Source organism: Streptomyces sp. NPDC001927, from assembly GCF_053594455.1.
In genome coordinates this window covers 269,802-295,723 of sequence record NZ_JBSFEN010000010.1, presented here as the reverse complement: position 1 = coordinate 295,723, position 25,922 = coordinate 269,802, and the positions used below count along the sequence as shown (strand labels likewise).

The following is a 25,922-nucleotide window of genomic DNA, read 5'->3' as shown; positions in this document are numbered from 1 at the left end:
GCTCGACACAGCTCGACAACGCTCCATGACGGAGCGGCTACGCAGGGTAGCAGTCTCAGGGGAGGAGGCGCTGTTCCTTCGCCACGGCGACGGCGCCCGCACGTGTGTCCACGCCGAGCTTCGCGTAGATCCGTCCCAGGTGGGTCTTCACGGTCGCCTCGCTGATGAAGAGCGCGCGGGCGATCTCGCGGTTGCCGAGGCCGTGCGCGAGCTGGCCCAGGATGTCCCGCTCGCGGTCGGTCAGCGTGGGGCCCGCCGCGCCGCGCATCCGGTCCATGACCCGGCTGGCGACCGGCGGCGACAGGGTCGTACGGCCCTGGGCGGCGGAGTGGATCGCGGCGAACAGCTCCTCCGGGCGCTCCGCCTTCAGCAGGTACCCGGTCGCGCCCGCCTCGATGGCGCGGGTGACGTCGGCGTCCGTGTCGTACGTCGTGAGGACCAGGACGTGCACGCCGGAGCCCGCCCCCGCGATCCGGCGCGTCGCCTCCACGCCGTCGATCCCGGGGCCGAGCTGGAGGTCCATGAGGACGACGTCCGGGCGGAGCTTGGCGGCCATCGCGACCGCCTCCTCGCCGCTGCCCGCCTCGCCGACGACCTCGATGTCGTCGGCGCTGCCGAGCAGCGCGAGCAGCCCGGCGCGGACGACGGCGTGGTCGTCGCAGAGCAGGATCCGTACCGTCATGGACCGGCCTCCAGGGTCGTGGACAGGGGGATGGCGACGGAGAGGACCGTGCCCTCGCCGGGGGTGGACTCCACGGTCAGCGTGCCGCCGAGCTGCTGGGCCCGCACCCGCATCGCGGGCAGCCCGTGGCCGCGGACACCGCTCTGCGCGCGGTCCGGCGCCGGCGGTTCGAAGCCGCGCCCGTCGTCGGCGATGTCGAGGACGACCTGGTCGTCGAGGTAGGTCAGGGTCACGGCGGCGGACGTGGCGGAGGCGTGCTCGCGGACGTTGGCGAGCGCGCCCTGCGCGATGCGCAGCAGCGCGGACTGCACGCGCTCGGGCAGCGGGACCGGTACGCCGTCGACCCGGAAGGCGGCCGACTCGCGCCCCGCGACCGTGCGCAGCGCCTCCTGGAGGCCGCCGCCCTCGGCGAGGTCGGCGGGGGCGAGGTCGTGGACGAAGCGGCGGGCCTCGGCGAGGTTGCGTTCGGCGATGGACTCGGCCGTACGGACATGGCGGCGGGCGGTCGACGGGTCGCTGTCCCAGGTCCGCTCGGCCGCCTGGAGCAGCATCTGCTGGCTGGACAGGCCCTGCGCGAGGGTGTCGTGGATCTCCATCGAGAGCCGCTGGCGCTCGGCGAGGGTGCCCTCGCGGCGCTCGGTCGCGGCCAGCTCCCGCCGGGTGCGGATCAGGTCGTCGATCAGGGCGCGCTGCCGCTCCGCCTGCCGCTGCGCGTGGACGAAGACGGCGGTGGCGATCGCGGCGACGGCCGGCGGGGCGAAGACCAGGTTCGGGTCGAAGCCGTCGTCCGAGAGCTGGACCTGGGCGATCACCACGAACGCGGTGAGGAGGGCGACGAGGACGAGGGCGGCCCGGGGCGGGAGGGTGCGCAGCCCGGTGTAGAAGAGCGGCACCGCGCACCAGGCGAAGCTCGGCGCGAGGAGGACGAGGACCATCCAGACCGCCACGACCGTGAAGAGCCAGGCGATCCGGCGCGGGGTGGCGCGGGTGCCGAGCACGGGGCCGAGGAGGTAGAGCGCGGCGAGGGCGCCGGAGAGGGCGACGATCCAGGGGCTGCGGTCCTCCCACGGGTGCCGGAGGAGGAAGCGGACCAGGGAGGCGCCGAGGAGGAGGAAGAACGCGAGGTGCATGACCCGCGCCAGCCAGTACGCGTCCGGGTCGGACCGGTGGTCGTCGTCCGCGTCGGACCGGTGGCCGTCGTCGTCCGGGTCGGACCGGCGGCCGTCGTCCGGGGCCGGGTCGTGCGCCGTCACTCGAAACTCCTCTGACCTGGGGCTACGTACCCATCCTGGCCCAGGAGGACCAGAGGGCCATCAACCGATCGGCTGACACCCCCGTCGTCCATCATGCGCGACGGCGGCAGCCGGTCCGTGGACCGTACGGGCCCGGAAACGGCCGGAGGATCGATGGCAGAGCGAAGGAACCGCCGGCCCCCACCGGACGGTACCGACCGCCTCGACCACTGCCCACGCGATACCCCCGGCCTTTCCAGAGGAGCCCGCCATGAACAAGAAGATCGTCTTCGGTGCCGCCACCGCCGCCGTCGTCGCCGCCGGTACCTTCGGCGCCGTCTCCGCGAACGCCTCCGCCCCGGCCGCCGCGCCCGCCGCCGCCGTCAAGGCCGACGCGTCGAACCAGAACCTGCAGCAGTCCACGCACCTGACGATCGAGGCCGCCACCAAGGCCGCGCAGGCCACCCTGGACGCCGCCGAGGACGAGAACCAGCGCGTCTCGGTCGCCGTCGTCGACCGCAACGGCAACACCATCGTGACCCTCCGTGGCGACGGCGCCGGCCCGCAGTCCTACGAGTCGGCCGAGCGCAAGGCGTTCACGGCCGTCTCCTGGAACGCCCCGACCTCCGTGCTCGCCGGCCGCCTCGCCCAGGCCCCGAACCTGAAGGACATCCCCGGCACCCTGTTCCTCGGCGGCGGCGTCCCGGTCACCGCCAAGGGCGCCCCGATCGCCGGCATCGGTGTCGCCGGCGCCCCGAGCGGCGACCTGGACGAGAAGTTCGCGCAGGCCGGCGCCGCGGCGCTCGCCAAGTAGGACTCGGCATGTAAGGCTCGACTCGCGCTTGCGAGTCGTACGACAGGTGCCGCCCGGACCCCCGCCGGGCGGCACCTTCGCCGTACCCCCGCCTAAGATCGATTCGTGGACATACGCAGCCGAACCGCCCTGGCGACCGCCGTCGCCGGGCTGCTCGTGCTCGTCGGCTGCACCGGCGGCACGGTCGGCGCGAGCGGGAGCGGGAGCGGCGGCATCGACATCGGAGGGGTGCAGGGCACGCCCGGCGCGGCCGGGCTGCGCGACCCGTACTTCCCCAAGCTCGGCAACGGCGGCTACGACGTCAGCCACTACGCGCTCGACCTCCGCTACGACCCGAAGCGCGGCCGCCTCGACGCGACCGCCATGATCACGGCCCGCGCGACCCAGAACCTCAGCGCCTTCAACCTCGACCTCGCCGGGCTCACCGTCGACTCCGCCTCCGTCGACGACGCCCCGGCCGCCGTCAACCGCGCCGGGAACGAGCTGACGCTCCGGCCCCGCGTCGACATCGACAAGGGCGAGGAGTTCCGTACGAAGGTCACGTACTCCGGCGTACCCGAGACGATCACCGACCCGGACGGCTCGCGGGAGGGCTGGCTGCGGACCGCCGACGGCGCCCTCGCGCTGGGGCAGCCGACCGGCTCGATGGCCTGGTTCCCCGGCAACCACCACCCCTCCGACAAGGCGGCGTACGACATCACGCTCACCGTCCCGGCCGGCACGCAGGGCGTCGCCAACGGCGTACGGACCTCGGAGCGGACCGCGAACGGCAGGACCACGACGGTCTGGCACGTCGCCGAGCCGATGGCGAGCTACCTCGCGACCGTGGGCATCGGCACGTACACGACGAAGCTGTCGGCGACCCCGTCCGGGCTGCCCGTGCTCACCGCCGCCGACCCGACGGTCGCCGCGCGGAGCGAGAAGCTGCTGAACCGTATCCCCGAGCTCCTCGCCTGGCAGGAGAAGAACTTCGGCCCGTACCCCTTCTCCGCCGCCGGAGCCGTCGTCGAGCGGACCGGCGACGCGGGCTACGCCCTGGAGACCCAGACCCGGCCGGTCTTCCCGATGGACGCCTTCACGCCGGAGATCCTCGCGCACGAGCTGGCGCACCAGTGGTTCGGCAACTCGGTCACGCCCGAGACCTGGCAGGACATCTGGCTGAGCGAGGGCTTCGCGGTGTACGCGGAGTGGCTGTACGCGGAGGACTTCGAGGACGTCCCCGCGCGCACCAGCTTCGAGGCGGCGTTCGAGTCCGACGCCAACTGGGCCTTCCCGCCCGCCGAACCGCCCTCCGCCGAGAACCTCTTCGACCCGCCGATCTACCAGCGGGGCGCGATGGTCATCCACAAGATCCGGGAGCGGGTCAGCGACGAGACGTTCTCCGAGATCCTGGCCGGCTGGCCGGCGACCCGCCGTCACGCCAACGCCTCCACCGCCGACTTCACCGCCTACGTGGAGGACGTGGCGGGCGAAGACCTGGACGACGTGTGGGACGTGTGGCTGTACGGGGACGGGAAGCCGGCGCAGCCGGACTGAGCCCCGGGGCTACGACCCGCTCGCGCCCGACCGGAACAGGATGTCCTCGACCGTGCGCTGGTCGCGGTGCCAGTACGTGGTCTTGGGGTTGGGGCCGACGTTCCCCGAGCCGAGCTCCTTGGGGAACGAGACGTCGAGCATCGCCACGTCGTCGTTGCTGCCGAGGACGCGGTCCTGGTAGCCGATGGAGACCGCCTCCACGGCGACCGTCTGCTCACCGCCCTTGAAGAGGACCAGGCCCGCGTACGCCTTCTGCTTCGGCCCGATCGTGGCGATCGCCTTCGCCTTGGGCCCCGTCGGCGGGATCGGGCCGTCGATCGTGGCGCCGAAGCCGATGCGCGGGTAGTGGTAGAGGGTGCAGGGCTTGTCGGTGAAGTTGGTGGCCGTGATGAGCAGGTGCTGGCCCGAGTCCTGCCGCCAGGCGGAGGTGACGATCGACAGGTCGTTGTCGGTGCAGGCCTGGGCGGTCTTCGTACCGCCGTCACCCGGCTTGCTCGGCGGGGGAGCGGGCGTGGTGGGCGGTGTCGTGGTCGGCGGGGCGGCCGACGAGGGAGTGGCCGGCGGCGCGGCCGACGACGGAGTGGCGGACGCCGTGGGCTTGTCGGCGTCGGCGGGCGGGTCGTCGGACTGACAGGCCGTGGTCGTGAGGAGCGCGGCGGCGGCCACGAACCCGAGCGTGCAGGTCTTCCATCTGGCTGAGCGAGCAGTGCCCATGAGTAGCCCCCGTGTACGTCGCTTGGCTGGATCGTGTGCTCGACCGATCCTCTGCCCTGGCGGCATCGGGGGCATCCGTGGCCCGGGCGACCGTTACGGAGTCAGTACCAGAGGTCGACATTCCGCTCGCGGACGCGGGGCGGGGACGGTGCGCGGACAGGGGAGAGCCCCGGCGCGCCGTGCGCACCGGGGCTCCCTGGGTGATCGTCGGGTCGATCCGTACGTCAGAGGTTGACGCCGAAGTCGCGGGCGATGCCCTCGAGGCCGGAGGCGTAGCCCTGGCCGACCGCGCGGAACTTCCACTCCTGGCCGTTGCGGTACAGCTCGCCGAAGACCATGGCGGTCTCGACGGCGGCGTCCTCGGAGAGGTCGTAGCGGGCGATCTCGGCGCCGCCGGCCTGGTTGATGATGCGGATGTACGCGTTCCGCACCTGGCCGAAGTTCTGCGAGCGGTTGACCGCGTCGTAGATGGAGACCGGGAAGACGATCTTGTCGACGGTGGCCGGGAGGCCCGCGAGGTTGACGTTGATCTGCTCGTCGTCGCCACCGCCCTCGCCCGTGCGGTTGTCGCCGGTGTGGACGATGGTCTGGTCCGGCGTCGACTTGTTGTTGAAGAAGACGAAGTGCGCGTCGGAAGCGACCTTGCCGGCGCCGTCGACGCCGATGGCGGAGGCGTCGAGGTCGAAGTCGGTGCCGGTGGTGGTACGGACGTCCCAGCCGAGGCCCACGGTGACGGCGGTCAGGCCCGGAGCCTCCTTGGTCAGGGAGACGTTGCCGCCCTTGGACAGGCTTACAGCCATGGGAAGTCCCTTTCTTCGTGCTTCATGTGGTCCTGCGTTCGTCACCCGGGATAACGCGGACGATGCCCCGCCGGTTCCATGCTGCGGAATCCATACGAAAACAGGATGACGTGCGGGAGCCCGTCCGGGGAACATGGACGCATGTCCGGTCCCTATCTGATCCGCGGCTCCGTCTCGCTGCCCGAGGCCGAGCTCATGTGGCGTTTCTCGCGGTCGTCGGGGCCGGGTGGGCAGCACGTCAACACCAGCGACTCGCAGGTGGAGCTCCGCTTCGACCTGGCGTCGACCGAGGCGCTGCCCGAGGTCTGGAAGGCGCGCGCGCTCGAACGGCTCGCCTCGCGGCTCGTCGGTGGGGTGGTGACGGTCCGCGCGTCGGAGCACCGCTCGCAGTGGCGCAACCGCGAGACGGCGGCCGTCCGCCTGGCCGCGCTGCTCGCGGAGGCGACGGCCCCGCCGCCGAAGCCCCGGCGGGCGACGAAGATCCCGCGCGGGATCAACGAGCGCCGGCTCCGGGTGAAGAAGCAGCGCTCGGACACGAAGCGGGGCCGCCAGGGCCGCGACTGGGGGTGACCCCCACGCCCCCACGCCCCGGCGGAACGACTGCCCGGGGTCACCCCAGCCGGCGGTACTTCCCCCGGAAGTACGTGAGCGGGTTGTCCTCCGTCGCCGTCGGGACGTTCGCCGTGAGGACCCGGGCCACCACCAGGGTGTGGTCGCCCGCCACCACCCGGTTCTCCGTACGGCATTCGAGCGTCGCGAGCGCGCCCGCGAGCAGCGGGGCGCCACTCTCCTCGCCCCGGATCGTGGGGACGTCCGCGAAGAGCAGACGGTCGCTCACCCGGCCCTTCATCGCGAAGCGGCCCGCGATGTGGCGCTGCTGCTCGGAGAGGACCGAGACCGCCCACACCGGGACCTCGGCGAGCAGGTCGTCCATGCGGGAGCCGTTGCGCAGGCTCACCAGGACCAGCGGCGGGTCCAGGGAGACCGACATGAACGCGGTCGCCGTCATTCCGACGTCCTCACCGCGCGGGCCGTCGTCCGGATCGTGCGCCGTCACCAGGACCACGCCCGCCGCCAGGCGGGACATCGCCGCCCGGAACTCGTCGTTGCTCACCCCCTCAGCATGAGGGATCGCCAGATCCGAGGTGGGGGGCGGGGAAGGCGTCGTCGTCAGCACACCCGCACGCTAGCCCCGGCGCACGCCCCCCTACATCGGACCCCGGGACCAGGCCAAGCACCCCCGCCGGTCCTAGGACCATCGTCCCCGGGATCGTACGGCCGTGTTCGCTTTGCGTTCACGAAGGCGCGGAGGCGCGTTCCGGGCGCCTCCCGAGACTCCACACACCCCTTGTGACTTGAGTCACAGAGTGCAGTATTTGTTGACCCTGTGTACCGGGTGCACAGCTCGCTGTGATTCAGTGGCGGGGACAATGCAGCACGAGAGCCGATGAGAACCCCTGGAGTTGCTGTCGAGGTCTCGGGGAGAGCGAGCGATGGAGACCGAGTCGGAGCCGTACGTCCGTCTTGCGACCCTGCGGCAGCTGCATCAGGTCGTGGCCGACCTCAATACAGCCCGCAGCCTGGCGGACACTTTGCAGACCGTTGCCGACGGCATCGTCGCCGGTCTCAACTACGAGCTGGCCTGCGTCAACCTCGTCCGCCCCGACGGTGACCTGGTCGTCGCCGCCTTCGCCGGCAGCCCCGCAGCCGAAGCGCTGATCACCGGCCGGGTCGGCTCCCGCGCCTCCTGGGAACGCCGCCTCTCGATGGGCGTCGCCTGGGGTGACCTGCGGTTCATCCCGCACACCGAGGGCTGGGTCCTCATCGAGGACGACGTCCCGCAGTGGCACACCGAAGGCCCCGCCCCCCGCTTCGAGGACGAGTGGCACCCGCACGACCGCCTCTACGCCCCCATGTACGCCTCGGGCACCGGACGCGAACTGCTCGGAGTCATCTCCGTCGACCGGCCCCGCAACGGCCGGCACCCCGGACCCTGGGGCCAGGAAGCCCTGCAGATGTACGCCTCCCAGTCGGCGATTGCGATCAGCAACGCGCGGCTGCGAGCAAACATGCAGCGGGCCCTCGTCCGCCTGGAACGCGAGCAGCAGGCCCTGCGCGCCAGCGAAGAGTCGTTTCGGCAGGCCTTCGAGTACGCCCCCTCCGGCATGGCCATCGCCGAGATGGGCGGCGACCAGCACGGCCGCCTGCTGCGCACCAACGACGCCCTGTGCCGCCTGCTCGGCCGGCCCGCCTCCGTCATGCGCCGCTACTCCTTCGCCGACCTCGTCCACCCCGAGGACATAGGGCTTCTGCTGCGCACCTCCGCCGAGGGCGGCCGTGCCGAGCTCCGCCTCGGCCGCCGCGACGGCACGTACGTCTGGGTCTCCCTCCGCAACTCCGTCGTCGCCGACACCGCCGACGGCCCGCGCTTCCTCCTCACCCACGTCGAGGACATCGAGGAGCGCAAGCGCCACGAGCTCCAGCTCGCCCACCGCGCCTCGCACGACGCCCTCACCGGCCTGCCCAACAGCGCCGAGCTGCGCTCCCGGCTCAGCGCCCGGCTCTGCGAGCGCCCGCACGCGACGCCGGAGACCGACTTCGACACCCCGTACGGCAACGAGCACGGCTTCGGCTTCGACGCCGGGCCCGGCGCCGGCGGTCCCTACGACCACCACGTCCACACCGTCGCCCCGGCCGGCGGTGACCTCGACGACGGTACGAAGGGGCTCGCGGTCCTCTTCTGCGACCTCGACGGCTTCAAGTCGATCAACGACCGCTTCGGGCACCACACCGGCGACGCCGTCCTCATCGAGGTCGCCCGGCGGCTCACCACCGGCGTACGGGACGGGGACACCGTCGCCCGGCTCGGCGGAGACGAGTTCGTCGTCCTCGCCGACGGCCTCGGCGCGGCCGACGCGGCCGACCTGGCGGTGCGGCTGCGCAACGCGATCATTCCGCCGATCCGGGTCGACGGGCGGGCGGTCCGGGTCGGGGCGAGTTTCGGCATCGGCTGGGCCGAGTGCGGAATGACCGTCGAAGAGGTCCTGAACTCCGCCGACCAGCGGATGTACATCGAGAAGCGGTCCCGGGCCAAGGTCCACCGCCGCGCCGGATAGGGGTGCGCGGACCCCTCGCCTGTCAAGGTCCGGATCGCCGGGTTCCCCGTTCGGGGTAGGCTCGGCCGGTCGGCGACGGCTGGCGAGCATGGATAGGAGTGACCAGGGATGGCTGCCGGTAACGACGGCGCGAACACGCCCGAGGACGACGATCCGTTCGGCTACCTGTACGCGGACGGCCAGGCGGCAGGCGCCCAGCCGCCGGGTCAGGGCGGTGGCTACGGCTACCCCGGACCGGCCGCGCAGCCGGGCGTGCCCCGGACCTCGTACAACCAGGTCAGAACGGTCGGCGAGCGCCAGTACGGCGGTCAGCAGAGCTACGGCCAGGGTCCGCAGGGCGGCCCCGGCGGCTACCCGCCGCAGCCCGGGCAGCAGGTCCCGAACCAGCCCGGGTACGGCCAGCCGCACCCGCAGTACGCGGCGCCCGAGACGTACCCGGGCGGCCAGCAGACCCGTCAGTCGCCGATCCCGCACCAGCGCGGTGGCGGTGGCGGCGGTCGCGGACCGAACACCAAGGGTCTCCTCATCGGCGCGATCGCGGTCGTCGCGGTCGTCGTGATCGGCATCACGGCCGCCGTGATCAACAACTCCGGCGGCGACGACAGCAACGGCGGCACCGCGGGCGGCAAGCCGACCGGCGGGACCACCCAGAGCCAGGGCACGCCCTCCGGTGAGCCCAGCGTCAAGCCGTCGGAGGCCCCGCTGCCGCAGCAGGACGCGGCCACGCTCAAGCTGGGCGGCTCGGCGTATCTCGACAAGTCCATCAAGAACGCGCAGTCCTCCGGCGGCGCGTACGTGACCGGCTTCAACACGGTCGGCGCCTCCGCCACCTGGCAGACCGACGTCCCGGCGGCCGGCGACTACAAGATGGAAGTGCGTTACTCGATCCCCGCCAAGGACGCCAACGCCACCGTGACGGTCAACGGCAAGGCGAACACGAACCCGATGAACCTGAAGAACTTCATCGGCTCGTCGGACCCGAACCTGGAGAAGAACTGGCAGACCACGTGGTCCCAGGTCTCGCTCCAGAAGGGCAAGAACACGATCATGCTCTCCTGCGAGCAGGGGAACCAGTGCGACGTGGTCCTGGACTGGGTGAAGATCAGCACCCTCTGATCGGCAGACCTCGGAAAGCCCCGTGGGACCTCTCGGTTCCGCGGGGCTTTCTCGTTTCGGTGCCCCGCTTGGCGCTTGGTTACGCCGCCGCCGGCTGTTCCGTCACCGTCACGCGGGTGAGCAGGTCCTCGTACGCTGTGCGGTCGAACTCGCCCGCGACCGGGGCGAGGACCGTCGCCGCCGAGAGGGCCACCGCGCGGGCCAGTCGCTCCGGCCAGGGGAGTTTGTCGACCAGGCCCGAGAGAAGGCCCGCGACGGCCGAGTCGCCCGCGCCGGTCGGGTTGCCCTTCACGGCGGCCGGGGGGCTCGCGTGCCAGAAGCCGTCCGGCGTGGCGGCCAGCATGCCGTCCGGGCCCAGGGAGGAGACGACCGCGTGGGCGCCGCGGCGGCGGGCGTCGCGGGTGGCGCGGTGGGGTTCGCGGGAGCCGGTGAGCTGGGCGAGCTCGTCGGCGTTGGGCTTGACCACCTCGGGGCGGGCCGCGATGCCGCGCCGGAGGGGTTCGCCGCTGGTGTCGAGGAGGACGGGGACGCCGGCCGCGCGGGCGAGCCGGATCAGTTCCGCGTACGCGCCGACGTGGATGCCGGGCGGGAGGCTGCCACAGAGGGCCACGGCCTCGGCGTCGGCCAGGAGGGCGGAGTAGCGGGTGGTGAGGGCCGTCCACTCCGTGGGGGTCACCGTCGGGCCCGGCTCGTTCAGTTGGGTGGTGTCGCCCGTCGTGGCGTCGACGACCGCGACCGTACGGCGGGTGGCTCCGGCGGTCGGGACCAGGGCGTCGACCACGGGGCCGCCCGCCAGGTGGGTGCGGAGGATCTCGCCCGTCGAGCCGCCCGCGAAGCCCGTGGCGACCGTCTCGTGGCCCAGAGCGGCCAGGACGCGGGCGACGTTGAGGCCCTTGCCGCCGGGGCGTTCGATGACCTGGGTGACGCGGTGCGAGGCGTGCGGGACAAGGGCCGGGACGCGGTACGTGAGGTCCAGCGCCGTGTTGAGGGTGACCGTGAGAATCACCTGCCGTACCCCCGTACCTCGTCCCGAGTTCGCGCCCCGATCATGCCAAACAGAAGGCGGTTGGCCCAGTCCCCGGGCCAACCGCCTTGCGTCTGTCGGGGCGATATCAGGTCAGCTTGGGCTCAACCACCCAGGCACCCTTGCGCATCACGCCCTTGACGTCGAAGTCCGCGTCGAGCACGACCAGGTCGGCGTCCTTGCCGGGCTCCAGGGAGCCGACGCGGTCGTCGATGCCGAGGACCCGGGCCGGGTTGGCGGAGATGGCCTGGACGACGGACTCGACGGGCAGCTTGTCGACGGTCGCCGCGCGCTTGAACGCGCGGTCCAGGGTGAGGGTCGAGCCCGCGATGGAGCCGCCCTCGACGAGCCGCGCGACACCGTCCTTCACCTCGACGGCCAGCGGGCCGAGCGAGTAGAGGCCGTCGCCGAAACCGGCCGCGTCCATGGCGTCCGTGATGAACGCGACGCGCCGGGGCCCCGCGTGATGGAACGCCAGCTCCAGGGCGGCCGGGTGCAGATGGGTGCCGTCGTTGATGAGCTCGACGGTGATCCGCTCGTCCTCCAGGAGCGCGGCGATCGGGCCGGGGGTGCGGTGGCCGAGCGCGGGCATCGCGTTGTAGAGGTGGGTGGCCACGGTGGCGCCCGCGTCGATGGCCTCGACGGTCTGCTCGTACGTCGCGTCGGTGTGGCCGATCGCGGCGACGACGCCGTGCTCGGCGAGCAGGCGTACGGAGTCGATGCCGCCGGGGAGTTCGGTGGCGAGGGTGACCATCTTGGCCTGGCCGCGGGCGGCGTCGATCAGCTTGCGGACGTCGGCCGGGTCGGGGTCGCGCAGCAGCGTCTCGTCGTGCGCGCCCTTGCGGCAGGGGGCGATGAACGGGCCCTCGAAGTGGATGCCGGCGATGTCGCCCTGCTCGGCGAGTTCGGAGAGCAGTCCGGCGCGTCTGCCGAGGAAGTCCATCTCGCCGGTCACGAAGGAGGCGACGACGGTGGTCGTGCCGTGCAGCCGGTGGGTCTGGACACCGGTGAGGATCTCGTCGACGGTGCCGGAGGTGAAGGAGGCCCCGCCGCCGCCGTGGTTGTGCATGTCGACGAAGCCGGGGACGACCCAGTGGCCCGTGAGGTCGAGCGCCGGCGCGTCGGCGGGCGCGGAGCCCGCGATGCGACCGCCGTCGACGATCACCCGTCCGTTCTCGACGATGCCGGTCGGCAGCACCACACGGGCCCCGGCGAGAACTGTGGATACGGCCATCAGGCGGATACCTCCGAGTCGAGGGAGAGAAGGTCCCAGGCGAGGAGGCCCGCGCCCAGGCATCCGGCGGTGTCCCCGAGGGCTGCCGGTACGACGGCGGGCAGCTTCTGGAACGTGACGCGTTCCTCCACGGCGGCCCTCAGTGGTGTGAACAAGGTTTCCCCGGCCTCGGCGAGCCCGCCACCGATGATGAGCGTGCGGGGGTCCAGCAGGGTGAGCGCGGTGACCAGGCCGTCCGCGAGGGCGTCGACGGCCTCCTGCCAGACCTGGACGGCCCGGGGATCGCCGTCCGCGACCGCCTTGGCGCAGTCGGCGGCGTCCGCGTCCGGGTCGCCGGAGGCGGCGGCCCAGGCCTGGGAGACGGCGGAGGCGGAGGCGTACCGCTCCAGGCAGCCGCGCTGGCCGCAGCCGCACTCGGTGCCGCCGGGGCGGACGACGATGTGGCCGATCTCGCCCGCGTAGCCGTGGGCGCCGGCCTCGATGGCGCCGCCGATGCCGATGGCGCCCGCGATTCCGGTGCCCAGCGGCACGAAGAGGAAGCGGTCGGCGCCGTTGCCCGCGCCGATCCGGCCCTCGGCGAGGCCGCCGGTGCGGACGTCGTGGCCGAGGGCGACGGGGATGCCGTCGAGGCGCTCGCTGAGCAGGGCGCGCATCGGGACGTCGCGCCAGCCGAGGTTGGCGGCGTAGACGGCGATGCCGCGGGCGGCGTCGACGATGCCGGGGACGGCGACCCCGGCGGCCGCGGCGGGCTCGCCGTACTGGTCGAGGCCGTGGGCGCGCAGCTCGGCGGCGAAGTCGAGGATCGTCTCGACCACGGCGTCCGGGCCGCGCTCGCGCCCGGTGGCGCGCCGTGCCTCGTGGAGCAGGGTGCCGTCCGCCCCGACGAGGGCGGCCTTCATGCCGGTGCCGCCCACATCGAGGGCGATGACGTGTCTCACGGGAACAGTCTCGCCCGTTCCTGCCCGAAAGGTCTAGTCCACTGACCGATATTGTTGCGGTGGGATACAAATTCGAGTGATGACGCGTGCGACCAGCGGTGACGGCCTTCACAAGGTCTTCACCCGTAGGCCGAGGATCTACCCAAGTGGTGTAGACCTTATGCTTCCTCTCCTGTGAAAATCACAGCTCAACGACGAGCAGAGGGTGGGGCGACGCTGTGCAGCGGCGATTCATAGGACTGACCGCGACGATCGCCGCGCTGGGGCTGACCGCTGGTCTGTCCGGCTGTGGGCTCACCGAGAGCGCCGCCGGCGATGTGACCCTCAAGCTGGTCGCGGCCGATTACGACCTGAACGGCGGCGACAGCACCAAGAAGTACTGGGACGGGCTCACCGCCGCCTACGAGGCCGAGCACCCCGGCGTCCAGGTCGAGGTGCAGATCGAGTCCTGGAACGACGTCGACCGCAAGGTCGCCGAGATGGTCAAGGCCGGCCAGGCCCCCGACATCGCCCAGATCGGCGCCTACGCCGACTACGCGGCCGCGGGCCAGCTCTACTCCGCCGACGAGCTGCTCTCCATCCCCGTCCAGGCCAACTTCCTCGCCCCGCTCGTCGCGGCCGGCGAGAACAAGCGCACCCAGTACGGCCTGCCCTTCGCCGCCTCCACCCGGCTGCTCTTCTTCAACCAGGACCTCTTCGACAAGGCCGGCATCAGCGAGCCGCCGGCCAGCTGGGACGAGCTGGCCGCGGCCGCGAAGAAGCTGAAGGCCAAGGACGTGAAGTACCCCTTCGCGCTGCCGCTCGGCCCCGAAGAGGCGCAGGCCGAGACCATGATGTGGCTGCTCAGCGGCGGCGACGGCTACACCGACGGCTCCGACCGCTACCGCATCGACTCCGAGCAGAACGTCAAGACGTTCGAGTGGCTGAAGACCGAGCTGGTCCAGAAGGAGCTCACCGGTCCTGTCGCCCCCGGCAAGCTCAACCGCAAGGACGCCTTCGCCGCCTTCTCGCGCGGCGAGGTCGGCATGCTCAACGGCCACCCCTCGCTGATGCAGGAGGCTCAGAAGAAGGGCGTCAAGGTCGGCAAGGTCGCGCTGCCCGGCGCGGACGGCAAGTCCAAGGCGTCCATGGGCGTCGCCGACTGGATCATGGGTTTCAAGCAGAACGGCCACGGCCGGCAGATCGGCGACTTCCTCGACTTCGTCTTCAGCGACGAGAACGTGCTGAAGTTCGCCGGTGACAACGACCTGCTGCCGCCGACCGTGAGCGCGTACTCCCGGATGGAGAACGACCCGGAGCACAAGGACCTCCACGAGTTCCTCGCCGAGCTGCCGAACTCGCAGCTCCCGCCGGTCGGCAAGACCTCCTGGGCCCAGGTCAGCGACACCATCAAGCAGAACATCGGCAAGGCCGTCACCCCGGGCGGGAAGCCGGCCGAGGTGCTCGGCGGGATCGCCCGCAAGGCGACGGCGGCCGAGAGCGCGGAGTAATAGGTTGTTCGTATGACCGACGCGAGCGATCCCCGACCCGACGACGCCCCGAGCGGCGACACCGGGCTCGGGGAGCGTGAGCGGGCCGTGCTCGCGCTCGAACGCCGCTCCTGGCCGGGCCCCGGCGCCAAGGAGCGGGCCGTCCGTGAGCGGCTCGGCCTCTCCGCGACCCGCTACTACCAGCTCCTCAACGCCCTTCTCGACGACCCGCGCGCCCTCGCGCACGACCCGGTGACGGTCAACCGACTGCGCCGGGTCCGTGCGGAGAAGGAGCAGCGCCGCTGAGGCCGCGTCGGTAGGGTCGTCGTATGGTCAGCAGCCTTCCGCACCCGACCACATCCGCAGGCCGCGACGGTCTGGCCGCGCTTCTCGCGCGGCCGGAGAAGGCCGTCGTCGCCCTCGACTTCGACGGGACGCTCGCCGAGATCGTCCCCGACCCCGAACAGGCCCGCGCCCACCCCGGCGCCGTCCCCGCGCTCTCCGCCCTGGCCCCGCGGATCGCCTCGGTCGCCGTGGTGACCGGCCGCCCGGCGGGCGTGGCGGTCCGCTACGGCGGCTTCGCCGGCGTCCCCGGCCTGGAACACCTCGTCGTCCTCGGCCACTACGGCGCCGAGCGCTGGGACGCGGTCACCGGCACCGTCCAGGCCTCCGCCGTCCACCCGGGCGTGGCCGCGGTCCGGGCCGAGCTGCCCGGCGTCCTGGACGGCGTCGGCGCCTGGCCGGGCACCTGGATCGAGGAGAAGGGCCGCGCGGTCGCGGTCCACACCCGCCGTTCCACCGACCCCCAGGCGGCCTTCGAGGCCCTCAAGGCCCCGCTCGGCGACCTCGCCGCCCGCCACGGCCTGGTCCTCGAACCCGGCCGCATGGTCCTCGAACTGCGCCCGCCTGGCATGGACAAGGGCGTGGCGCTCGCGGAGTACGTACGCGAGGTGGGCGCAGGCTCCGTCCTCTACGCGGGCGACGACCTGGGCGACCTGCCGGCCTTCGCGGCGGTCGAGAAACTCCGCTCGGACGGCACCCCGGGCCTGCTCGTCTGCAGCGGCTCGACGGAGGTCCAGGAACTCTCCGACCGCGCCGACCTGTCGGTCTCGGGACCGGCGGGCGTGGTCCGCTTCCTGGCGGACCTGGCGGAGGCGGTACGGGAGGGCGCGGGCACCTGAGGGCCTGCGCCGGGCGGGTTCCTGGGGCTCAGGCCCTAGGAACCCGCCCGCAGCGCCTCCAGCTGCTCCAGGAACCACCGCTGCGGCGGCAGCGCCGTCGCGGCGGCGGCCAGGCGCTTCGTGCGGTCCGCGCGTTCGGCGGGGGGCATGGTCAGGGCGCGGTGGAGGGCGCGGGCGGTCTCCGAGATGTCGTACGGGTTGACCGTCAGGGCGTCCTCGTGGAGTTCCTCGTAGGCGCCCGCGCCCGTCGACAGGACCAGGGCGCAGCCGGCCTCCGAGACCACCGGGATCTCCTTCGCGACCAGGTTCATCCCGTCGCGGACCGGGTTGATCAGGGCCACGTCCGCGAGGCGGTACGCGGCGAGCGAGCGGGGGAAGTCGTCCCGTACCGACAGGAGTACCGGCTGCCAGTCGTCCGTGCCGAACTCCGTGTTGATCCGCTCCGCCAGCTCCGCGACCGACGCCGTGTACGCGCGGTAGACCTCCAGGTCCTGGCGGGAGGGGTACGCCGAGGCCATGTGGACGACCTTGCCGCGCCACTCCGGGTGCTCCTGGAGCAGCTCCCGGTACGCCAGCAGGCCGCGGACGATGTTCTTCGACAGCTCCGTGCGGTCCACCCGCACGATCGTCCTGCGGTCGCCGATCTCGGCCCGCAGCGCGGCCAGCCGGTCGTCGACCTCGGGGGTGTGGGCGAGGGACCGGAGGTCGTCGGCGTCCACGCCCAGCGGGAAGACGTGCACCCGGGTGCGCCGGGGCTCGCCGCCCGCCCTGCGGTGCTCCACCCCGCGCCAGGGGTCGTCGCTGCGCCAGAAGCCGTCGGCCTCGCCCGCCGGGCCGTGGATGTGCGCGCCGGTGATGAACGCCTGCGCCCATGCCCAGGTGTGGAAACCCAGCTCGTCCGCGCCGAGCATCCCCCAGAGCAGCTCCTCGCGGACGTCCTCCGGCAGCATCCGCATGTACTCCGGCAGCGCCCACGGCGTGTGCGTGAAGTGGCCGATCCGCAGGTCGGGGCGGAGCTCGCGCAGCTGCCCCGGGACCAGCGCCAGGTGGTAGTCCTGCACCAGGACCGCCGCGCCCTCGTCCGCCCGCGCCGCCAGCTCCTCGGCGAAGGCCCGGTTGTAGGCGCGGTACGACTCCCAGCGGCGGCGGAACTCCGCGTCGAAGACCGGCTCGCGCGGGATCTCGTACAGGTGGTGGTGGAGGAACCACAGGACCGAGTTCGCGATCCCGTTGTACGCGTCGGCGTACACCTCCGGGTCGATGTCCAGCATCCGCACGCCCGGCTCGGACTCCCCGCGCCTGACCGCCTCGCGGTCGCCCTCCCCCAGGGCCGCGCACACCCACACGCTGTCCTGGGAGGAGATCGCGCTCAGCCCCGAGACGAGACCGCCCCCGCCGCGCCGGGCACTGAGTGTGCCGTCGGCGGCGAGGGCGTACGAGACAGGACCCCGGTTGGACGCGACGAGCACAGAAGCCATGTGGCGAACCTAGCCCGTCACGTAAACGCTCAAACGTACGTATACGACTCTGGCGAATCCTCGCCCCTCGTCACGGCTCAGTGGTCGCGGCGTCCGCGCAGAGCCGCCTTCGCCACCAGACCGGTCGCGGCCAGGGCGAGGGCGAGGCCGCCGAGCAGCCAGAGCCGCTCACCGCTGGAGCCGGTCTCGGCCATCGAGCCGCCGGGACCGTGCGGGCCCTGCGGGATGTCCGGGCCGTCCGGGACGTGGGGGGTCGGGCGGGGCTGGTGGGTGGTCGGTGCGGGGGTCGGCGCCACCTCCGACTCCGTTGGGGTGGGATCCACCGGGGCCGACGGCTCCCGCTCCGGCTCCGGCTTCGACGGAGCCGGCTTCGGGCTCGGCCTCGGCGGATCCAGGACCGGGGTCACCGCGCACGCCGGGTCCTCACTGCCCTCGCCGCAGTTCGAGCGCGGGGACTCGACCTCGACGCTGTTGCGGAGCGTGCCGTCGCCGCGCACCGGGTCGTGGACCTTCACCGAGTACGTGACCGTCGCCGTCTGCCCGGCCGGGATGTCACCGACGTAGCCGATCTTCGGCGCGTCGTACGTGACCTTGCCGAGCGTCGCCTTCGCGTCGCCCAGGTAGGCGGCGTCGTCCAGGTTGCCGGTCAGGTCGTCGCTGAACTTGGCGTTCGGGTGGTCCAGCCGGCTGATGTTCTTCGCGGTGACCGTGTACGTCAGGGTGTCGCCCGGCCTCACCTTCGTCGGGCTCGCCGTCTTGGTGATCTCCAGGTCCGGCACCGGTACGGAGAAGGCCAGGCCCGAGGGCACGTACGTGTCGCCCGTCGTGGTGAACGTCAGCTCCGCCGACCGCGCGCCCACCGGGATCGCGCCGTCCGGGATGTCGAAGGCCTTGGCGTCGATGGAGAGGTTGTTCGTCAGCTTCGGCGCGACGGCGCCGTCGTCCTCGCCGACGAAGAAGTTGTCGGTGTTGCCCGTGTGCGCCTCGGTGACGTTCTTGCCGTCGACGAGGAAGGTGTCGCCGGGCGTGTTCCAGTCGCCCTCGTACGCCGTCACGCTCGCCCGCGCCTTGCCCGTCGTCCGGTGGAAGCCGTCCACGGTGACCGTGGTCGCGGGGGAGGTGGAGCGCTGCAGGACGTGCCCGCCGTAGACGTACACGTTGCGGCGGTCAGGGGCGTGGGTCGGGTCGGGGCCCGGGAACGCGTAGACGACCGTCAGGGACCAGCCCGCCACGCAGCCCTTGCCGTCCGGCGCCCAGATGCCGCCGACCGAGATCTGCGCGTCCGTGCCGGTCACGCCCTCGAACGCGGACGTCACGTCCGACTCGCCCGTGTAGTAGTGCGGGCCACGGGTGTCCGCCGGGTCCGTCACCAAGCTGTCGATCGAGACCGCCGTCTCAGGACCCGCCCCGACCCTGATGTGCGGCGCGGTCGTGGCGTGGTCGCCCGGCGAGGTCACCACATCGGCGCCGGAGATGTCGCAGCGCTTCAGCTGCGCCCCGCTCGGCCCCTTGTACGTGCCGTCGTTGCCGCCCCAGAACAGCCGGGCGTACGCGACCTTCGCCCCGGCCGGGACGACGACATGGCCGGTGCTGGAGCCGTAACCGGCGTCCATGGAGGCGGTGTTGATCCGCTTCATGGCGAAGGTGTTGTTGTTGTCGCGCCCCTGCCCTGAGGCGGCGCCGGCGCAGCGCGCGGCCAGGTCGGCGGGGGCCGTGGGGCAGCCCATGACCGTGTTGCCGATGGTCGTGAAGTCGCCGTACAGCGACTCGTCGTAGCGCTTGCCGAAGGGCTCCACCACGTCGGCCGCGGCGGGACCGGCCACGGCGAGGGAGAGCGAGCCGAGTGAGCCGGCGGCGAGGACGAGCGCCGCCGGCGACATGATCATCCGATTCTTGAACCGCATGAAACGGAAGATAGGCAAAAATCACCATCATTCGGCGTTACGCCACGCGGCGGTGCGCGTACTCCGCGATCTCCACCATCGGCGGCCGCTCCTCCGTGTCCACCGCGTACGTGTGCGGAGTGAAGCCCTCCTCGCCGCGCTCGAACTGGGTGAGCCGCGGCCGCACCAGATGGCCACGGGAGAGCCGCAGCTGCGCCGTCCGGTAGATCGCCGCCGCCATCCGGCCCAGCGCCTGCCCGTCCTGGTGCCGGTGCTTGCGGACCCCGACGTCCACCTGCGCGAGGGCGTCCAGACCGACCGTGTGCAGCGCGTCCACGAGCAGGCCCAGCTCCACTCCGTAACCGACCGGGAACGGCAGCCGTTCGAGCAGCGAACGGCGCGCCGCGTACTCGCCGCCCAGCGGCTGCACGAATCCGGCCAGCTGCGGCCAGTGCAGATTGAGCAGCGGCCGCGCCACCAGCTCCGTCACCCGACCACCCTGACCTGGGGTGTCGCCGAGCGGGCGGTCGTACATCGCCTTCACGAAGTCGACGTCCTGGTCGGTGAGCAGCGGGCCGACGATGCCGGTGACGAAGTCCGCGGAGAAGTCCCGCAGATCCGCGTCGACGAAGCAGACGATGTCCCCCTCGGTCACCATCAGTGACCGCCACAGCACCTCGCCCTTGCCGGGCACGGCGGGTATCCGGGGCAGGATCGCGTCCCGCGCCACCACCCGCGCCCCGGCCGCCGCCGCCACCTCCGCCGTACGGTCGGTGGAACCGGAGTCGATCACCACCAGTTCGTCCACGAGCGGAACGGCCTCGGTCATCAGCTCGCGCCGGATGACGGAGACGATCTCGCCGACCGTCGCCTCCTCGTTCAGCGCGGGCAGCACGACGCTGACCGTCGTCCCGTGCTTCGCCGCCAGGACGCGGTCGAGTCTTCGGTCCGCCACGGACCAGGACCGCCGACCCAGCCAGCGCTCCACTTCCTCCAGCACGTGATCTCCATCTCGCGGTTCGGACGGCAGGTCCAACCCTCCGGGCCTTCGGTTACAGTCTTGAACAACGCGGATGCCCGATGCATGTCGGGGTGCCACCCGCGTCACACAATCGAATACCGCTCATCCAGAGGGGCAGAGGGAAACGGCCCGTTGAAGCCCCGGCAACCCTCCAGTCGGTCACTCGTCCGCAGTCGTCAGCACTGCGCCCGCGAGGCTCCCGGCTAGGGAAGGTGCCAAATCCGTCTCATGGCGATGTTCGTCATGGGAAAGATGAGGAGAAAGGGCCTCGCCTCCATGGCTGTACAGACTGCTACCCCCGACACCACCGCCGCCGACACCGCTCGGACGGTCGATCTCGGTCCCGCTTCCGGCCTTTCCTGCCGGGAATGCGGCGAAGTCTTCGCACTCGGCCCGATCTTCGCCTGTGAGCTGTGTTTCGGCCCCCTCGAAGTCGCGTACGACCTTCCCGTCGGTGACCCCGAGGCGCTGCGCAAGCAGATCGAGGCCGGCCCCGCCAATATCTGGCGCTACGCCCCGCTGCTGCCCGTCCCCGCCGACGTCGCCGAGAAGCCGAACCTGAACCCGGGCTGGACCAAGCTCGTCCAGGCCGACAACCTCGCCGGCGAACTGGGCGTCGAGCCCGGCAAGCTCTTCGTCAAGGACGACTCGGGCAACCCGACGCACTCCTTCAAGGACCGCGTCGTCGCCCAGGCGCTCGAGGCCGCCCGCGCCTTCGGCTTCACCACGCTCTCCTGCTCCTCCACCGGCAACCTGGCCGGCGCCGTCGGCGCCGCCGCCGCCCGCGCCGGCTTCCGCTCCTGCGTCTTCATCCCGCACGACCTGGAGCAGGGCAAGGTCGTCATGGCCGCCGTCTACGGCGGAGAGCTCGTCGGCATCGAGGGCAACTACGACGACGTCAACCGCTTCTGCTCCGAGCTCATCGGCGACCCGCTGGGCGAGGGCTGGGGCTTCGTCAACGTCAACCTGCGGCCGTACTACGGCGAGGGCTCCAAGACGCTCGCGTACGAGATCTGCGAGCAGCTGGGCTGGGTCATCCCTGACCAGCTCGTCATCCCGATCGCCTCGGGATCGCAGCTCACCAAGATCGACAAGGGTCTGCAGGAGCTCATCAAGCTGGGCCTGGTCGAGGACAAGCCGTACAAGATCTTCGGCGCCCAGGCCGAGGGCTGCTCGCCGGTGTCCGCCGCCTTCAAGGCCGGTCACGACGTCGTACGGCCCCAGAAGCCCAACACCATCGCCAAGTCGCTCGCCATCGGCAACCCGGCCGACGGCCCGTACGTCCTCGACATCGCGCGCCGCACCGGCGGCGCCGTGGAGGACGTGAACGACGAGCAGGTCGTCGAGGCGATCAAGATCCTGGCCCGGACCGAGGGCATCTTCGCCGAGACGGCGGGCGGCGTGACGGTCGGCGTGACGAAGAAGCTGGTCGAGGCCGGCCTCATCGACCCGACCCTCACCACCGTCGTGCTCAACACCGGCGACGGCCTCAAGACCCTCGACGCGGTGGCCGACACCTCTCAGGCGACCGCCACCATCAAGCCGAGCCTGGACGCGTTCCGCGACGCCGGCCTGGCCCACTGACCCCCACTCGTCCGTTCACGGAAGGCAGCAGCACATGAGCGTCAAGGTCCGTATCCCCACCATCCTCCGTACCTACACGGGCGGCCAGGCCGAGGTTCCGGCGGAGGGCGCGACCCTGTCCGAGGTCATCTCCGACCTGGAGAAGAACCACGCGGGCATCGCCGCCCGCGTCCTGGACGACCAGGGCAAGCTGCGCCGCTTCGTGAACGTCTACGTGAACGACGACGACGTCCGCTTCGAGCAGGGCCTGGAGACGGCGACGCCGGACGGCGCGGGCGTCTCGATCATCCCGGCGGTCGCCGGCGGCTGCTGAGCCCACGGCCGAGCGCTCGCTTTACCCCGAGTAACCGAATTGCCCCCTCCGCGAGAGAAGCGGAGGGGGCAATTCTGCATGGTTGAACGCGGTAGAGTTGGGGAAGTCCCCCCGGCTTCACCCCGCTGCTCCGTGCCAGCCGCATATGAGAATGCGTCCGCACGCGACAAGAAGCAGCCAAAGTACGCGAACGATCTGTACCTTCTGCGCGCTTTGCCGGGCCCGACTTGCCCCGGAATTCATTCAATTCTCCGGAATTCTCCTTTACGGCGTGCCCAGAATTCTCGTCCGATTGACCTGTTGCAGAGGGCAGTTGGGCAGATACATTCAGCCGCGGTCGACGCGTTCCGGCGCAGGGTCTGACCCGGGTCCGCGAAGTGCGGGTCCCGCGCAAGGGCCAGTAATAGGGGAGTTAGGCATGGCTCAGGGCACCGTCAAGTGGTTCAACGCGGAGAAGGGCTACGGCTTCATCGCGGTCGACGGTGGTGCGGATGTATTCGTCCACTACAGCGCGATCCAGATGGACGGATACCGCACCCTCGAAGAGGGTCAGCGGGTCGAGTTCGAGATCTCGCAGGGCCAGAAGGGTCCGCAGGCGGACATGGTCAAGCTCGCCGTCTGAGCACGGCGCGATCGGCCACCACGTACGCACTCACGCGTTCTCACGCCGAGGGGTCCGCATCCTGACCGGGATGCGGACCCCTCGTGCGTGTGCGGGGTGTGTCGGTGGCCCCCGCTCGATCTGTGGGAGTCGCTTGCACTCGCATGGGCCGAGTGCTAATCATTGGCGTTAGCACTCTGAAGGTGAGAGTGCTTACGAGGATCGGGCAGACGAGGTCCGCGGCCAGGTGGGGCAAGGAACCGCCGGGTACGCAGGCCGTCCGTCGCGGGCGTCGGCGCGGTCCTGGAGCGTTATCCACCCCATGTCCGGGAGGACCACTTCACATGGCCAAGATCATCGCGTTCGACGAGGAGGCACGGCGCGGTCTCGAGCGCGGGATGAACCAGCTCGCCGACGCCGTCAAGGTCACCCTTGGCCCCAAGGGCCGGAACGTCGTCCTCGAGAAGAAGTGGGGCGCCCCCACGATCACCAACGATGGTGTCTCCATCGCCAAGGAGATCGAGCTCGAGGACCCGTACGAGAAGATCGGCGCCGAGCTGGTCAAGGAAGTCGCCAAGAAGACGGACGACGTCGCCGGTGACGGTACGACCACCGCGACCGTCCTCGCCCAGGCGCTCGTCCGCGAGGGCCTGCGCAACGTGGCGGCCGGCGCCAACCCGATGGCCCTCAAGCGCGGCATCGAGAAGGCCGTCGAGGCCGTCTCCGGCGCCCTGCTCGAGCAGGCGAAGGATGTCGAGACCAAGGAGCAGATCGCTTCCACGGCCTCCATCTCCGCCGCCGACACCCAGATCGGCGAGCTCATCGCCGAGGCGATGGACAAGGTCGGCAAGGAAGGCGTCATCACCGTCGAGGAGTCCCAGACCTTCGGTCTGGAGCTGGAGCTCACCGAGGGTATGCGCTTCGACAAGGGCTACATCTCGGCGTACTTCGCCACCGACATGGAGCGTATGGAGGCGTCCCTGGACGACCCGTACCTCCTGATCGTCAACTCCAAGATCTCCTCGGTCAAGGACCTGCTCCCGCTCCTGGAGAAGGTCATGCAGTCGGGCAAGCCGCTGCTGATCATCGCCGAGGACGTCGAGGGCGAGGCCCTGTCGACCCTGGTCGTCAACAAGATCCGCGGCACCTTCAAGTCCGTCGCGGTCAAGGCTCCGGGCTTCGGCGACCGTCGCAAGGCCATGCTGAACGACATCGCCATCCTCACGGGCGGCACGGTCATCTCCGAGGAGGTCGGCCTCAAGCTCGAGAACGCGGGCCTGGACCTGCTGGGCCGCGCCCGCAAGGTCGTCATCACCAAGGACGAGACCACGATCGTCGACGGTGCCGGTGACAGCGACCAGGTCGCCGGTCGCGTCAACCAGATCCGCGCCGAGATCGAGAACTCGGACAGCGACTACGACCGCGAGAAGCTGCAGGAGCGCCTGGCGAAGCTCGCCGGCGGTGTTGCGGTCATCAAGGCCGGTGCCGCGACCGAGGTCGAGCTCAAGGAGCGCAAGCACCGCATCGAGGACGCCGTTCGCAACGCGAAGGCGGCCGTCGAGGAGGGCATCGTCGCCGGTGGTGGCGTGGCCCTGCTCCAGGCCTCCAACGTCTTCGAGAAGCTCGAGGCGGACCTGACGGGCGACGAGGCCACCGGTGCCAACATCGTCAAGCTGGCGCTCGAGGCTCCGCTGAAGCAGATCGCCGTCAACGCCGGCCTCGAGGGCGGCGTCGTGGCGGAGAAGGTCCGCAACCTGCCCGTCGGCCACGGCCTGAACGCCGCGACCAACGAGTACGTGGACCTCATCGCCGAGGGCATCATCGACCCGGCGAAGGTGACGCGTTCCGCGCTGCAGAACGCGGCCTCCATCGCCGCGCTGTTCCTGACCACCGAGGCCGTCATCGCCGACAAGCCGGAGAAGGCCTCCGCGGCCGCTCCGGGCGGCATGCCGGGCGGTGACATGGACTTCTGAGCCTCGGCTCAGTAGCTCCTCGCTGTACGCGACTGAGGGCGGCACTCCCTGCTGGGGGTGCCGCCCTCGGGCGTTCGGGGTGATGCTGGTGGGGTGGGGGCGGCGCACGGGCTACGGAAGGTCCAGGGAAGGCCTACGGAAGGTCCAGGGAAGGCCTACGGAAGGTCTACGCAAGGCCTACGGAAGGTGGGAGCGAGCCATGATCACGCTGCTGACGACACCGACCGAGCGCGAGCTGGTGATCACCCGCACCTTCGACGCCCCGCCCGCCCGCGTCTGGGAGGCGTGGACCCGGCCCGAGCACGTCCGCCAGTGGTACGGCGTGGCCGCGATGCCCACGACCGTCTGCGACATCGACCTCCGGGTCGACGGCGCGTGGCGCTGGGGCCAGAAGGCGCCCGACGGCCGGGAGATCGTCTTCTCCGGAACGTACGAGGAGATCCTGCCGAACGAGCGCCTCGTCTACACCGAGGTCTTCGAGCTGATGCCGGGCCCGGCGGTGCACGTCACCCTCACCTTCGACGACACCCCCGACGGCGGCACGGCGCTCACGAGCACCTCGATCTGGCCGTCGACGGAGATCCGCGACCAGGCGCTCGCGACGGGCATGGAGGCCGGGATCAAGGAGGAGTACGACAGGCTCGCGGTGTACCTGGAGATGATGTGAGCCTGGACGTGCCGCGCCTCGACGCGGGGCCGTACGAGCTGCGGGCCTGGGAGCGGGCGGACCTGCCGCTCGTGGAGGAGGCGTCGACGGACCCGTACATCCCGCTGACGAACACGGTCCCGCCGGTGTACTCGGAGGGTGAGGGCGAGGCGTTCGTACGCCGGCAGTGGAGCCGCGCGGAGTCGGGCGCGGGCTACTCCTTCGTGGTCGTCCGCCGCCGCGACGCCCGCCCGGCGGGCATGATCGGCCTCTGGCTCCGCGACCTGCCGGAGGGCCGCGCGACCCTCGGCTACTGGATCGTCCCCTCCTGCCGGGGCGAGGGCGCCGCGGCGGCGGCGCTGACGACGGTGAGCGCCTGGGCGCAGGGCGAACTGGGTATCCCCCGGCTTCAGTTGCTCCTCGAACCGTGGAACGAGGCCTCGGTGAAGACGGCCGAGCGGGCCGGGTTCGTACGGGAGGGGCTGCTGCGGTCCTGGCAGGAAGTGGGCGGCGAGCGGCGGGACATGGTGATGTACGGGCGGGTGCGGGCGGGCCGCCCTGGGTAAG

General features: G+C 71.4%; 25 protein-coding genes and 1 riboswitch. Of the genes, 14 read left to right on the top strand and 11 right to left on the bottom strand.

The features are described from left to right. Window positions 1-55: 55 nt before the first annotated feature. Both ACWCO8_RS27305 and ACWCO8_RS27300 read right to left on the bottom strand, forming a co-directional pair. The gene (locus tag ACWCO8_RS27305) at window positions 56-682 is read right to left on the bottom strand and encodes a response regulator (RefSeq protein ID WP_451034483.1); all 627 of its coding nucleotides are present in this window, start codon (window positions 680-682) and stop codon (window positions 56-58) included. After that, on the bottom strand, window positions 679-1,812 hold the full coding sequence (locus tag ACWCO8_RS27300; protein WP_362007893.1) for a sensor histidine kinase: 1,134 nt from the start codon (window positions 1,810-1,812) through the stop codon (window positions 679-681). Before ACWCO8_RS27300 ends, ACWCO8_RS27305 begins: the two co-directional genes overlap by 4 nt. Before the next feature lie 373 nt (window positions 1,813-2,185). On the opposite strand from ACWCO8_RS27300, the gene ACWCO8_RS27295 reads away from it, so the two are divergent. Together ACWCO8_RS27295 and ACWCO8_RS27290 are read left to right on the top strand one after the other, a co-directional pair. After that, the gene (locus ACWCO8_RS27295; protein WP_451034482.1) at window positions 2,186-2,728 is read left to right on the top strand and encodes a GlcG/HbpS family heme-binding protein; all 543 of its coding nucleotides are present in this window, start codon (window positions 2,186-2,188) and stop codon (window positions 2,726-2,728) included. 105 nt (window positions 2,729-2,833) lie between these two features. Next, the gene (locus ACWCO8_RS27290) at window positions 2,834-4,264 is read left to right on the top strand and encodes a M1 family metallopeptidase (protein WP_451034481.1); all 1,431 of its coding nucleotides are present in this window, start codon (window positions 2,834-2,836) and stop codon (window positions 4,262-4,264) included. A gap of 9 nt (window positions 4,265-4,273) precedes the next feature. Here ACWCO8_RS27290 and ACWCO8_RS27285 read toward each other — a convergent pair whose 3' ends face one another. Both ACWCO8_RS27285 and ACWCO8_RS27280 read right to left on the bottom strand, forming a co-directional pair. After that, window positions 4,274-4,930: a DUF4232 domain-containing protein gene (locus ACWCO8_RS27285; RefSeq protein ID WP_451034480.1), complete on the bottom strand. Its 657-nt coding sequence runs from the start codon at window positions 4,928-4,930 to the stop codon at window positions 4,274-4,276. Window positions 4,931-5,202: 272 nt separating this feature from the next. Next, on the bottom strand, window positions 5,203-5,778 hold the full coding sequence (locus ACWCO8_RS27280) for a TerD family protein (protein WP_451034479.1): 576 nt from the start codon (window positions 5,776-5,778) through the stop codon (window positions 5,203-5,205). Window positions 5,779-5,919: 141 nt separating this feature from the next. On the opposite strand from ACWCO8_RS27280, the gene arfB reads away from it, so the two are divergent. Beyond that, window positions 5,920-6,348 carry an alternative ribosome rescue aminoacyl-tRNA hydrolase ArfB gene (gene arfB, locus ACWCO8_RS27275; protein ID WP_451034478.1) on the top strand — a complete coding sequence of 143 codons (429 nt, stop codon included), beginning with the start codon at window positions 5,920-5,922 and terminating at the stop codon, window positions 6,346-6,348. A gap of 40 nt (window positions 6,349-6,388) precedes the next feature. Here the strand turns inward: arfB and ACWCO8_RS27270 are convergent, their stop codons facing one another. Beyond that, complete coding sequence (locus ACWCO8_RS27270; protein WP_362007574.1) at window positions 6,389-6,955, bottom strand: flavin reductase family protein; 567 nt, start codon at window positions 6,953-6,955, stop codon at window positions 6,389-6,391. A gap of 316 nt (window positions 6,956-7,271) precedes the next feature. Here ACWCO8_RS27270 and cdgB point away from each other — a divergent pair, with 316 nt between their 5' ends. After that, the gene (gene cdgB, locus ACWCO8_RS27265) at window positions 7,272-8,894 is read left to right on the top strand and encodes a diguanylate cyclase CdgB (RefSeq protein WP_451034477.1); all 1,623 of its coding nucleotides are present in this window, start codon (window positions 7,272-7,274) and stop codon (window positions 8,892-8,894) included. A 108-nt stretch (window positions 8,895-9,002) separates the two neighbouring features. Then, window positions 9,003-10,010, top strand: a complete 1,008-nt coding sequence (locus ACWCO8_RS27260) for a CBM35 domain-containing protein (RefSeq protein WP_451034476.1) — start codon at window positions 9,003-9,005, stop codon at window positions 10,008-10,010. A 79-nt stretch (window positions 10,011-10,089) separates the two neighbouring features. Here the strand turns inward: ACWCO8_RS27260 and ACWCO8_RS27255 are convergent, their stop codons facing one another. The 3 genes from ACWCO8_RS27255 to ACWCO8_RS27245 all read right to left on the bottom strand — a co-directional run bounded on the left by ACWCO8_RS27255 (window position 10,090) and on the right by ACWCO8_RS27245 (window position 13,206). Next, window positions 10,090-11,016: a 1-phosphofructokinase family hexose kinase gene (locus ACWCO8_RS27255; protein WP_451034475.1), complete on the bottom strand. Its 927-nt coding sequence runs from the start codon at window positions 11,014-11,016 to the stop codon at window positions 10,090-10,092. A 106-nt stretch (window positions 11,017-11,122) separates the two neighbouring features. Beyond that, window positions 11,123-12,268 (bottom strand): N-acetylglucosamine-6-phosphate deacetylase, encoded by a 1,146-nt coding sequence (nagA, locus tag ACWCO8_RS27250; protein WP_451034474.1) that lies wholly within the window; start codon window positions 12,266-12,268, stop codon window positions 11,123-11,125. Continuing rightward, complete coding sequence (locus tag ACWCO8_RS27245; protein WP_451034473.1) at window positions 12,268-13,206, bottom strand: ROK family protein; 939 nt, start codon at window positions 13,204-13,206, stop codon at window positions 12,268-12,270. Before ACWCO8_RS27245 ends, nagA begins: the two co-directional genes overlap by 1 nt. Before the next feature lie 218 nt (window positions 13,207-13,424). Here ACWCO8_RS27245 and ACWCO8_RS27240 point away from each other — a divergent pair, with 218 nt between their 5' ends. From ACWCO8_RS27240 to otsB, 3 genes are read left to right on the top strand one after another with little or no spacing between them, the layout of a single operon-like run. Then, the gene (locus ACWCO8_RS27240; protein WP_451034472.1) at window positions 13,425-14,696 is read left to right on the top strand and encodes an ABC transporter substrate-binding protein; all 1,272 of its coding nucleotides are present in this window, start codon (window positions 13,425-13,427) and stop codon (window positions 14,694-14,696) included. A gap of 12 nt (window positions 14,697-14,708) precedes the next feature. Then, entirely contained in the window at window positions 14,709-14,981 is a 273-nt protein-coding gene (locus ACWCO8_RS27235; RefSeq protein WP_451034471.1) for a DUF3263 domain-containing protein, read from the top strand. 23 nt (window positions 14,982-15,004) lie between these two features. Beyond that, entirely contained in the window at window positions 15,005-15,856 is an 852-nt protein-coding gene (otsB, locus tag ACWCO8_RS27230) for a trehalose-phosphatase (protein ID WP_451034470.1), read from the top strand. A 35-nt stretch (window positions 15,857-15,891) separates the two neighbouring features. Here otsB and ACWCO8_RS27225 read toward each other — a convergent pair whose 3' ends face one another. The 3 genes from ACWCO8_RS27225 to ACWCO8_RS27215 form a co-directional block, all read right to left on the bottom strand. Then, the gene (locus ACWCO8_RS27225) at window positions 15,892-17,334 is read right to left on the bottom strand and encodes an alpha,alpha-trehalose-phosphate synthase (UDP-forming) (RefSeq protein ID WP_451034469.1); all 1,443 of its coding nucleotides are present in this window, start codon (window positions 17,332-17,334) and stop codon (window positions 15,892-15,894) included. Window positions 17,335-17,411: 77 nt separating this feature from the next. Then, window positions 17,412-19,238 (bottom strand): DUF11 domain-containing protein, encoded by a 1,827-nt coding sequence (locus tag ACWCO8_RS27220; RefSeq protein WP_451034468.1) that lies wholly within the window; start codon window positions 19,236-19,238, stop codon window positions 17,412-17,414. 37 nt (window positions 19,239-19,275) lie between these two features. Then, window positions 19,276-20,217 carry a glucosyl-3-phosphoglycerate synthase gene (locus ACWCO8_RS27215; RefSeq protein ID WP_362007544.1) on the bottom strand — a complete coding sequence of 314 codons (942 nt, stop codon included), beginning with the start codon at window positions 20,215-20,217 and terminating at the stop codon, window positions 19,276-19,278. Between the two features lie 120 nt (window positions 20,218-20,337). After that, a riboswitch (SAM riboswitch) is annotated at window positions 20,338-20,497 on the top strand. A gap of 17 nt (window positions 20,498-20,514) precedes the next feature. On the opposite strand from ACWCO8_RS27215, the gene thrC reads away from it, so the two are divergent. The 6 genes from thrC to ACWCO8_RS27185 all read left to right on the top strand — a co-directional run bounded on the left by thrC (window position 20,515) and on the right by ACWCO8_RS27185 (window position 25,921). Continuing rightward, window positions 20,515-21,822 carry a threonine synthase gene (gene thrC, locus ACWCO8_RS27210; protein ID WP_451034467.1) on the top strand — a complete coding sequence of 436 codons (1,308 nt, stop codon included), beginning with the start codon at window positions 20,515-20,517 and terminating at the stop codon, window positions 21,820-21,822. A 34-nt stretch (window positions 21,823-21,856) separates the two neighbouring features. After that, the gene (locus tag ACWCO8_RS27205) at window positions 21,857-22,135 is read left to right on the top strand and encodes a MoaD/ThiS family protein (protein WP_361960523.1); all 279 of its coding nucleotides are present in this window, start codon (window positions 21,857-21,859) and stop codon (window positions 22,133-22,135) included. A 418-nt stretch (window positions 22,136-22,553) separates the two neighbouring features. Next, on the top strand, window positions 22,554-22,757 hold the full coding sequence (locus tag ACWCO8_RS27200; RefSeq protein WP_005315736.1) for a cold-shock protein: 204 nt from the start codon (window positions 22,554-22,556) through the stop codon (window positions 22,755-22,757). Window positions 22,758-23,080: 323 nt separating this feature from the next. Continuing rightward, the gene (gene groL, locus ACWCO8_RS27195; RefSeq protein ID WP_362007539.1) at window positions 23,081-24,709 is read left to right on the top strand and encodes a chaperonin GroEL; all 1,629 of its coding nucleotides are present in this window, start codon (window positions 23,081-23,083) and stop codon (window positions 24,707-24,709) included. Window positions 24,710-24,908: 199 nt separating this feature from the next. Further along, window positions 24,909-25,376 (top strand): SRPBCC family protein, encoded by a 468-nt coding sequence (locus tag ACWCO8_RS27190; RefSeq protein ID WP_362007536.1) that lies wholly within the window; start codon window positions 24,909-24,911, stop codon window positions 25,374-25,376. Then, a complete protein-coding gene (locus ACWCO8_RS27185; protein WP_362007534.1) occupies window positions 25,373-25,921 on the top strand; it encodes a GNAT family N-acetyltransferase in 549 nt (182 codons plus the stop codon). Before ACWCO8_RS27190 ends, ACWCO8_RS27185 begins: the two co-directional genes overlap by 4 nt. Window position 25,922: the final 1 nt, after the last annotated feature.

Coding starts and splice junctions, on each gene's coding strand:
- nagA (WP_451034474.1), bottom strand. CDS start 12,268: ATGGCCGTATCCACAGTTCTCGCCGGGGCCCGTGTGGTGCTGCCGACC.
- ACWCO8_RS27280 (WP_451034479.1), bottom strand. CDS start 5,778: ATGGCTGTAAGCCTGTCCAAGGGCGGCAACGTCTCCCTGACCAAGGAG.
- ACWCO8_RS27205 (WP_361960523.1), top strand. CDS start 21,857: ATGAGCGTCAAGGTCCGTATCCCCACCATCCTCCGTACCTACACGGGC.
- arfB (WP_451034478.1), top strand. CDS start 5,920: ATGTCCGGTCCCTATCTGATCCGCGGCTCCGTCTCGCTGCCCGAGGCC.
- ACWCO8_RS27200 (WP_005315736.1), top strand. CDS start 22,554: ATGGCTCAGGGCACCGTCAAGTGGTTCAACGCGGAGAAGGGCTACGGC.
- ACWCO8_RS27295 (WP_451034482.1), top strand. CDS start 2,186: ATGAACAAGAAGATCGTCTTCGGTGCCGCCACCGCCGCCGTCGTCGCC.
- cdgB (WP_451034477.1), top strand. CDS start 7,272: ATGGAGACCGAGTCGGAGCCGTACGTCCGTCTTGCGACCCTGCGGCAG.
- ACWCO8_RS27260 (WP_451034476.1), top strand. CDS start 9,003: ATGGCTGCCGGTAACGACGGCGCGAACACGCCCGAGGACGACGATCCG.
- thrC (WP_451034467.1), top strand. CDS start 20,515: ATGGCTGTACAGACTGCTACCCCCGACACCACCGCCGCCGACACCGCT.
- ACWCO8_RS27305 (WP_451034483.1), bottom strand. CDS start 682: ATGACGGTACGGATCCTGCTCTGCGACGACCACGCCGTCGTCCGCGCC.
- ACWCO8_RS27225 (WP_451034469.1), bottom strand. CDS start 17,334: ATGGCTTCTGTGCTCGTCGCGTCCAACCGGGGTCCTGTCTCGTACGCC.
- otsB (WP_451034470.1), top strand. CDS start 15,005: ATGGTCAGCAGCCTTCCGCACCCGACCACATCCGCAGGCCGCGACGGT.
- ACWCO8_RS27190 (WP_362007536.1), top strand. CDS start 24,909: ATGATCACGCTGCTGACGACACCGACCGAGCGCGAGCTGGTGATCACC.
- groL (WP_362007539.1), top strand. CDS start 23,081: ATGGCCAAGATCATCGCGTTCGACGAGGAGGCACGGCGCGGTCTCGAG.
- ACWCO8_RS27235 (WP_451034471.1), top strand. CDS start 14,709: ATGACCGACGCGAGCGATCCCCGACCCGACGACGCCCCGAGCGGCGAC.
- ACWCO8_RS27300 (WP_362007893.1), bottom strand. CDS start 1,812: ATGCACCTCGCGTTCTTCCTCCTCCTCGGCGCCTCCCTGGTCCGCTTC.
- ACWCO8_RS27220 (WP_451034468.1), bottom strand. CDS start 19,238: ATGCGGTTCAAGAATCGGATGATCATGTCGCCGGCGGCGCTCGTCCTC.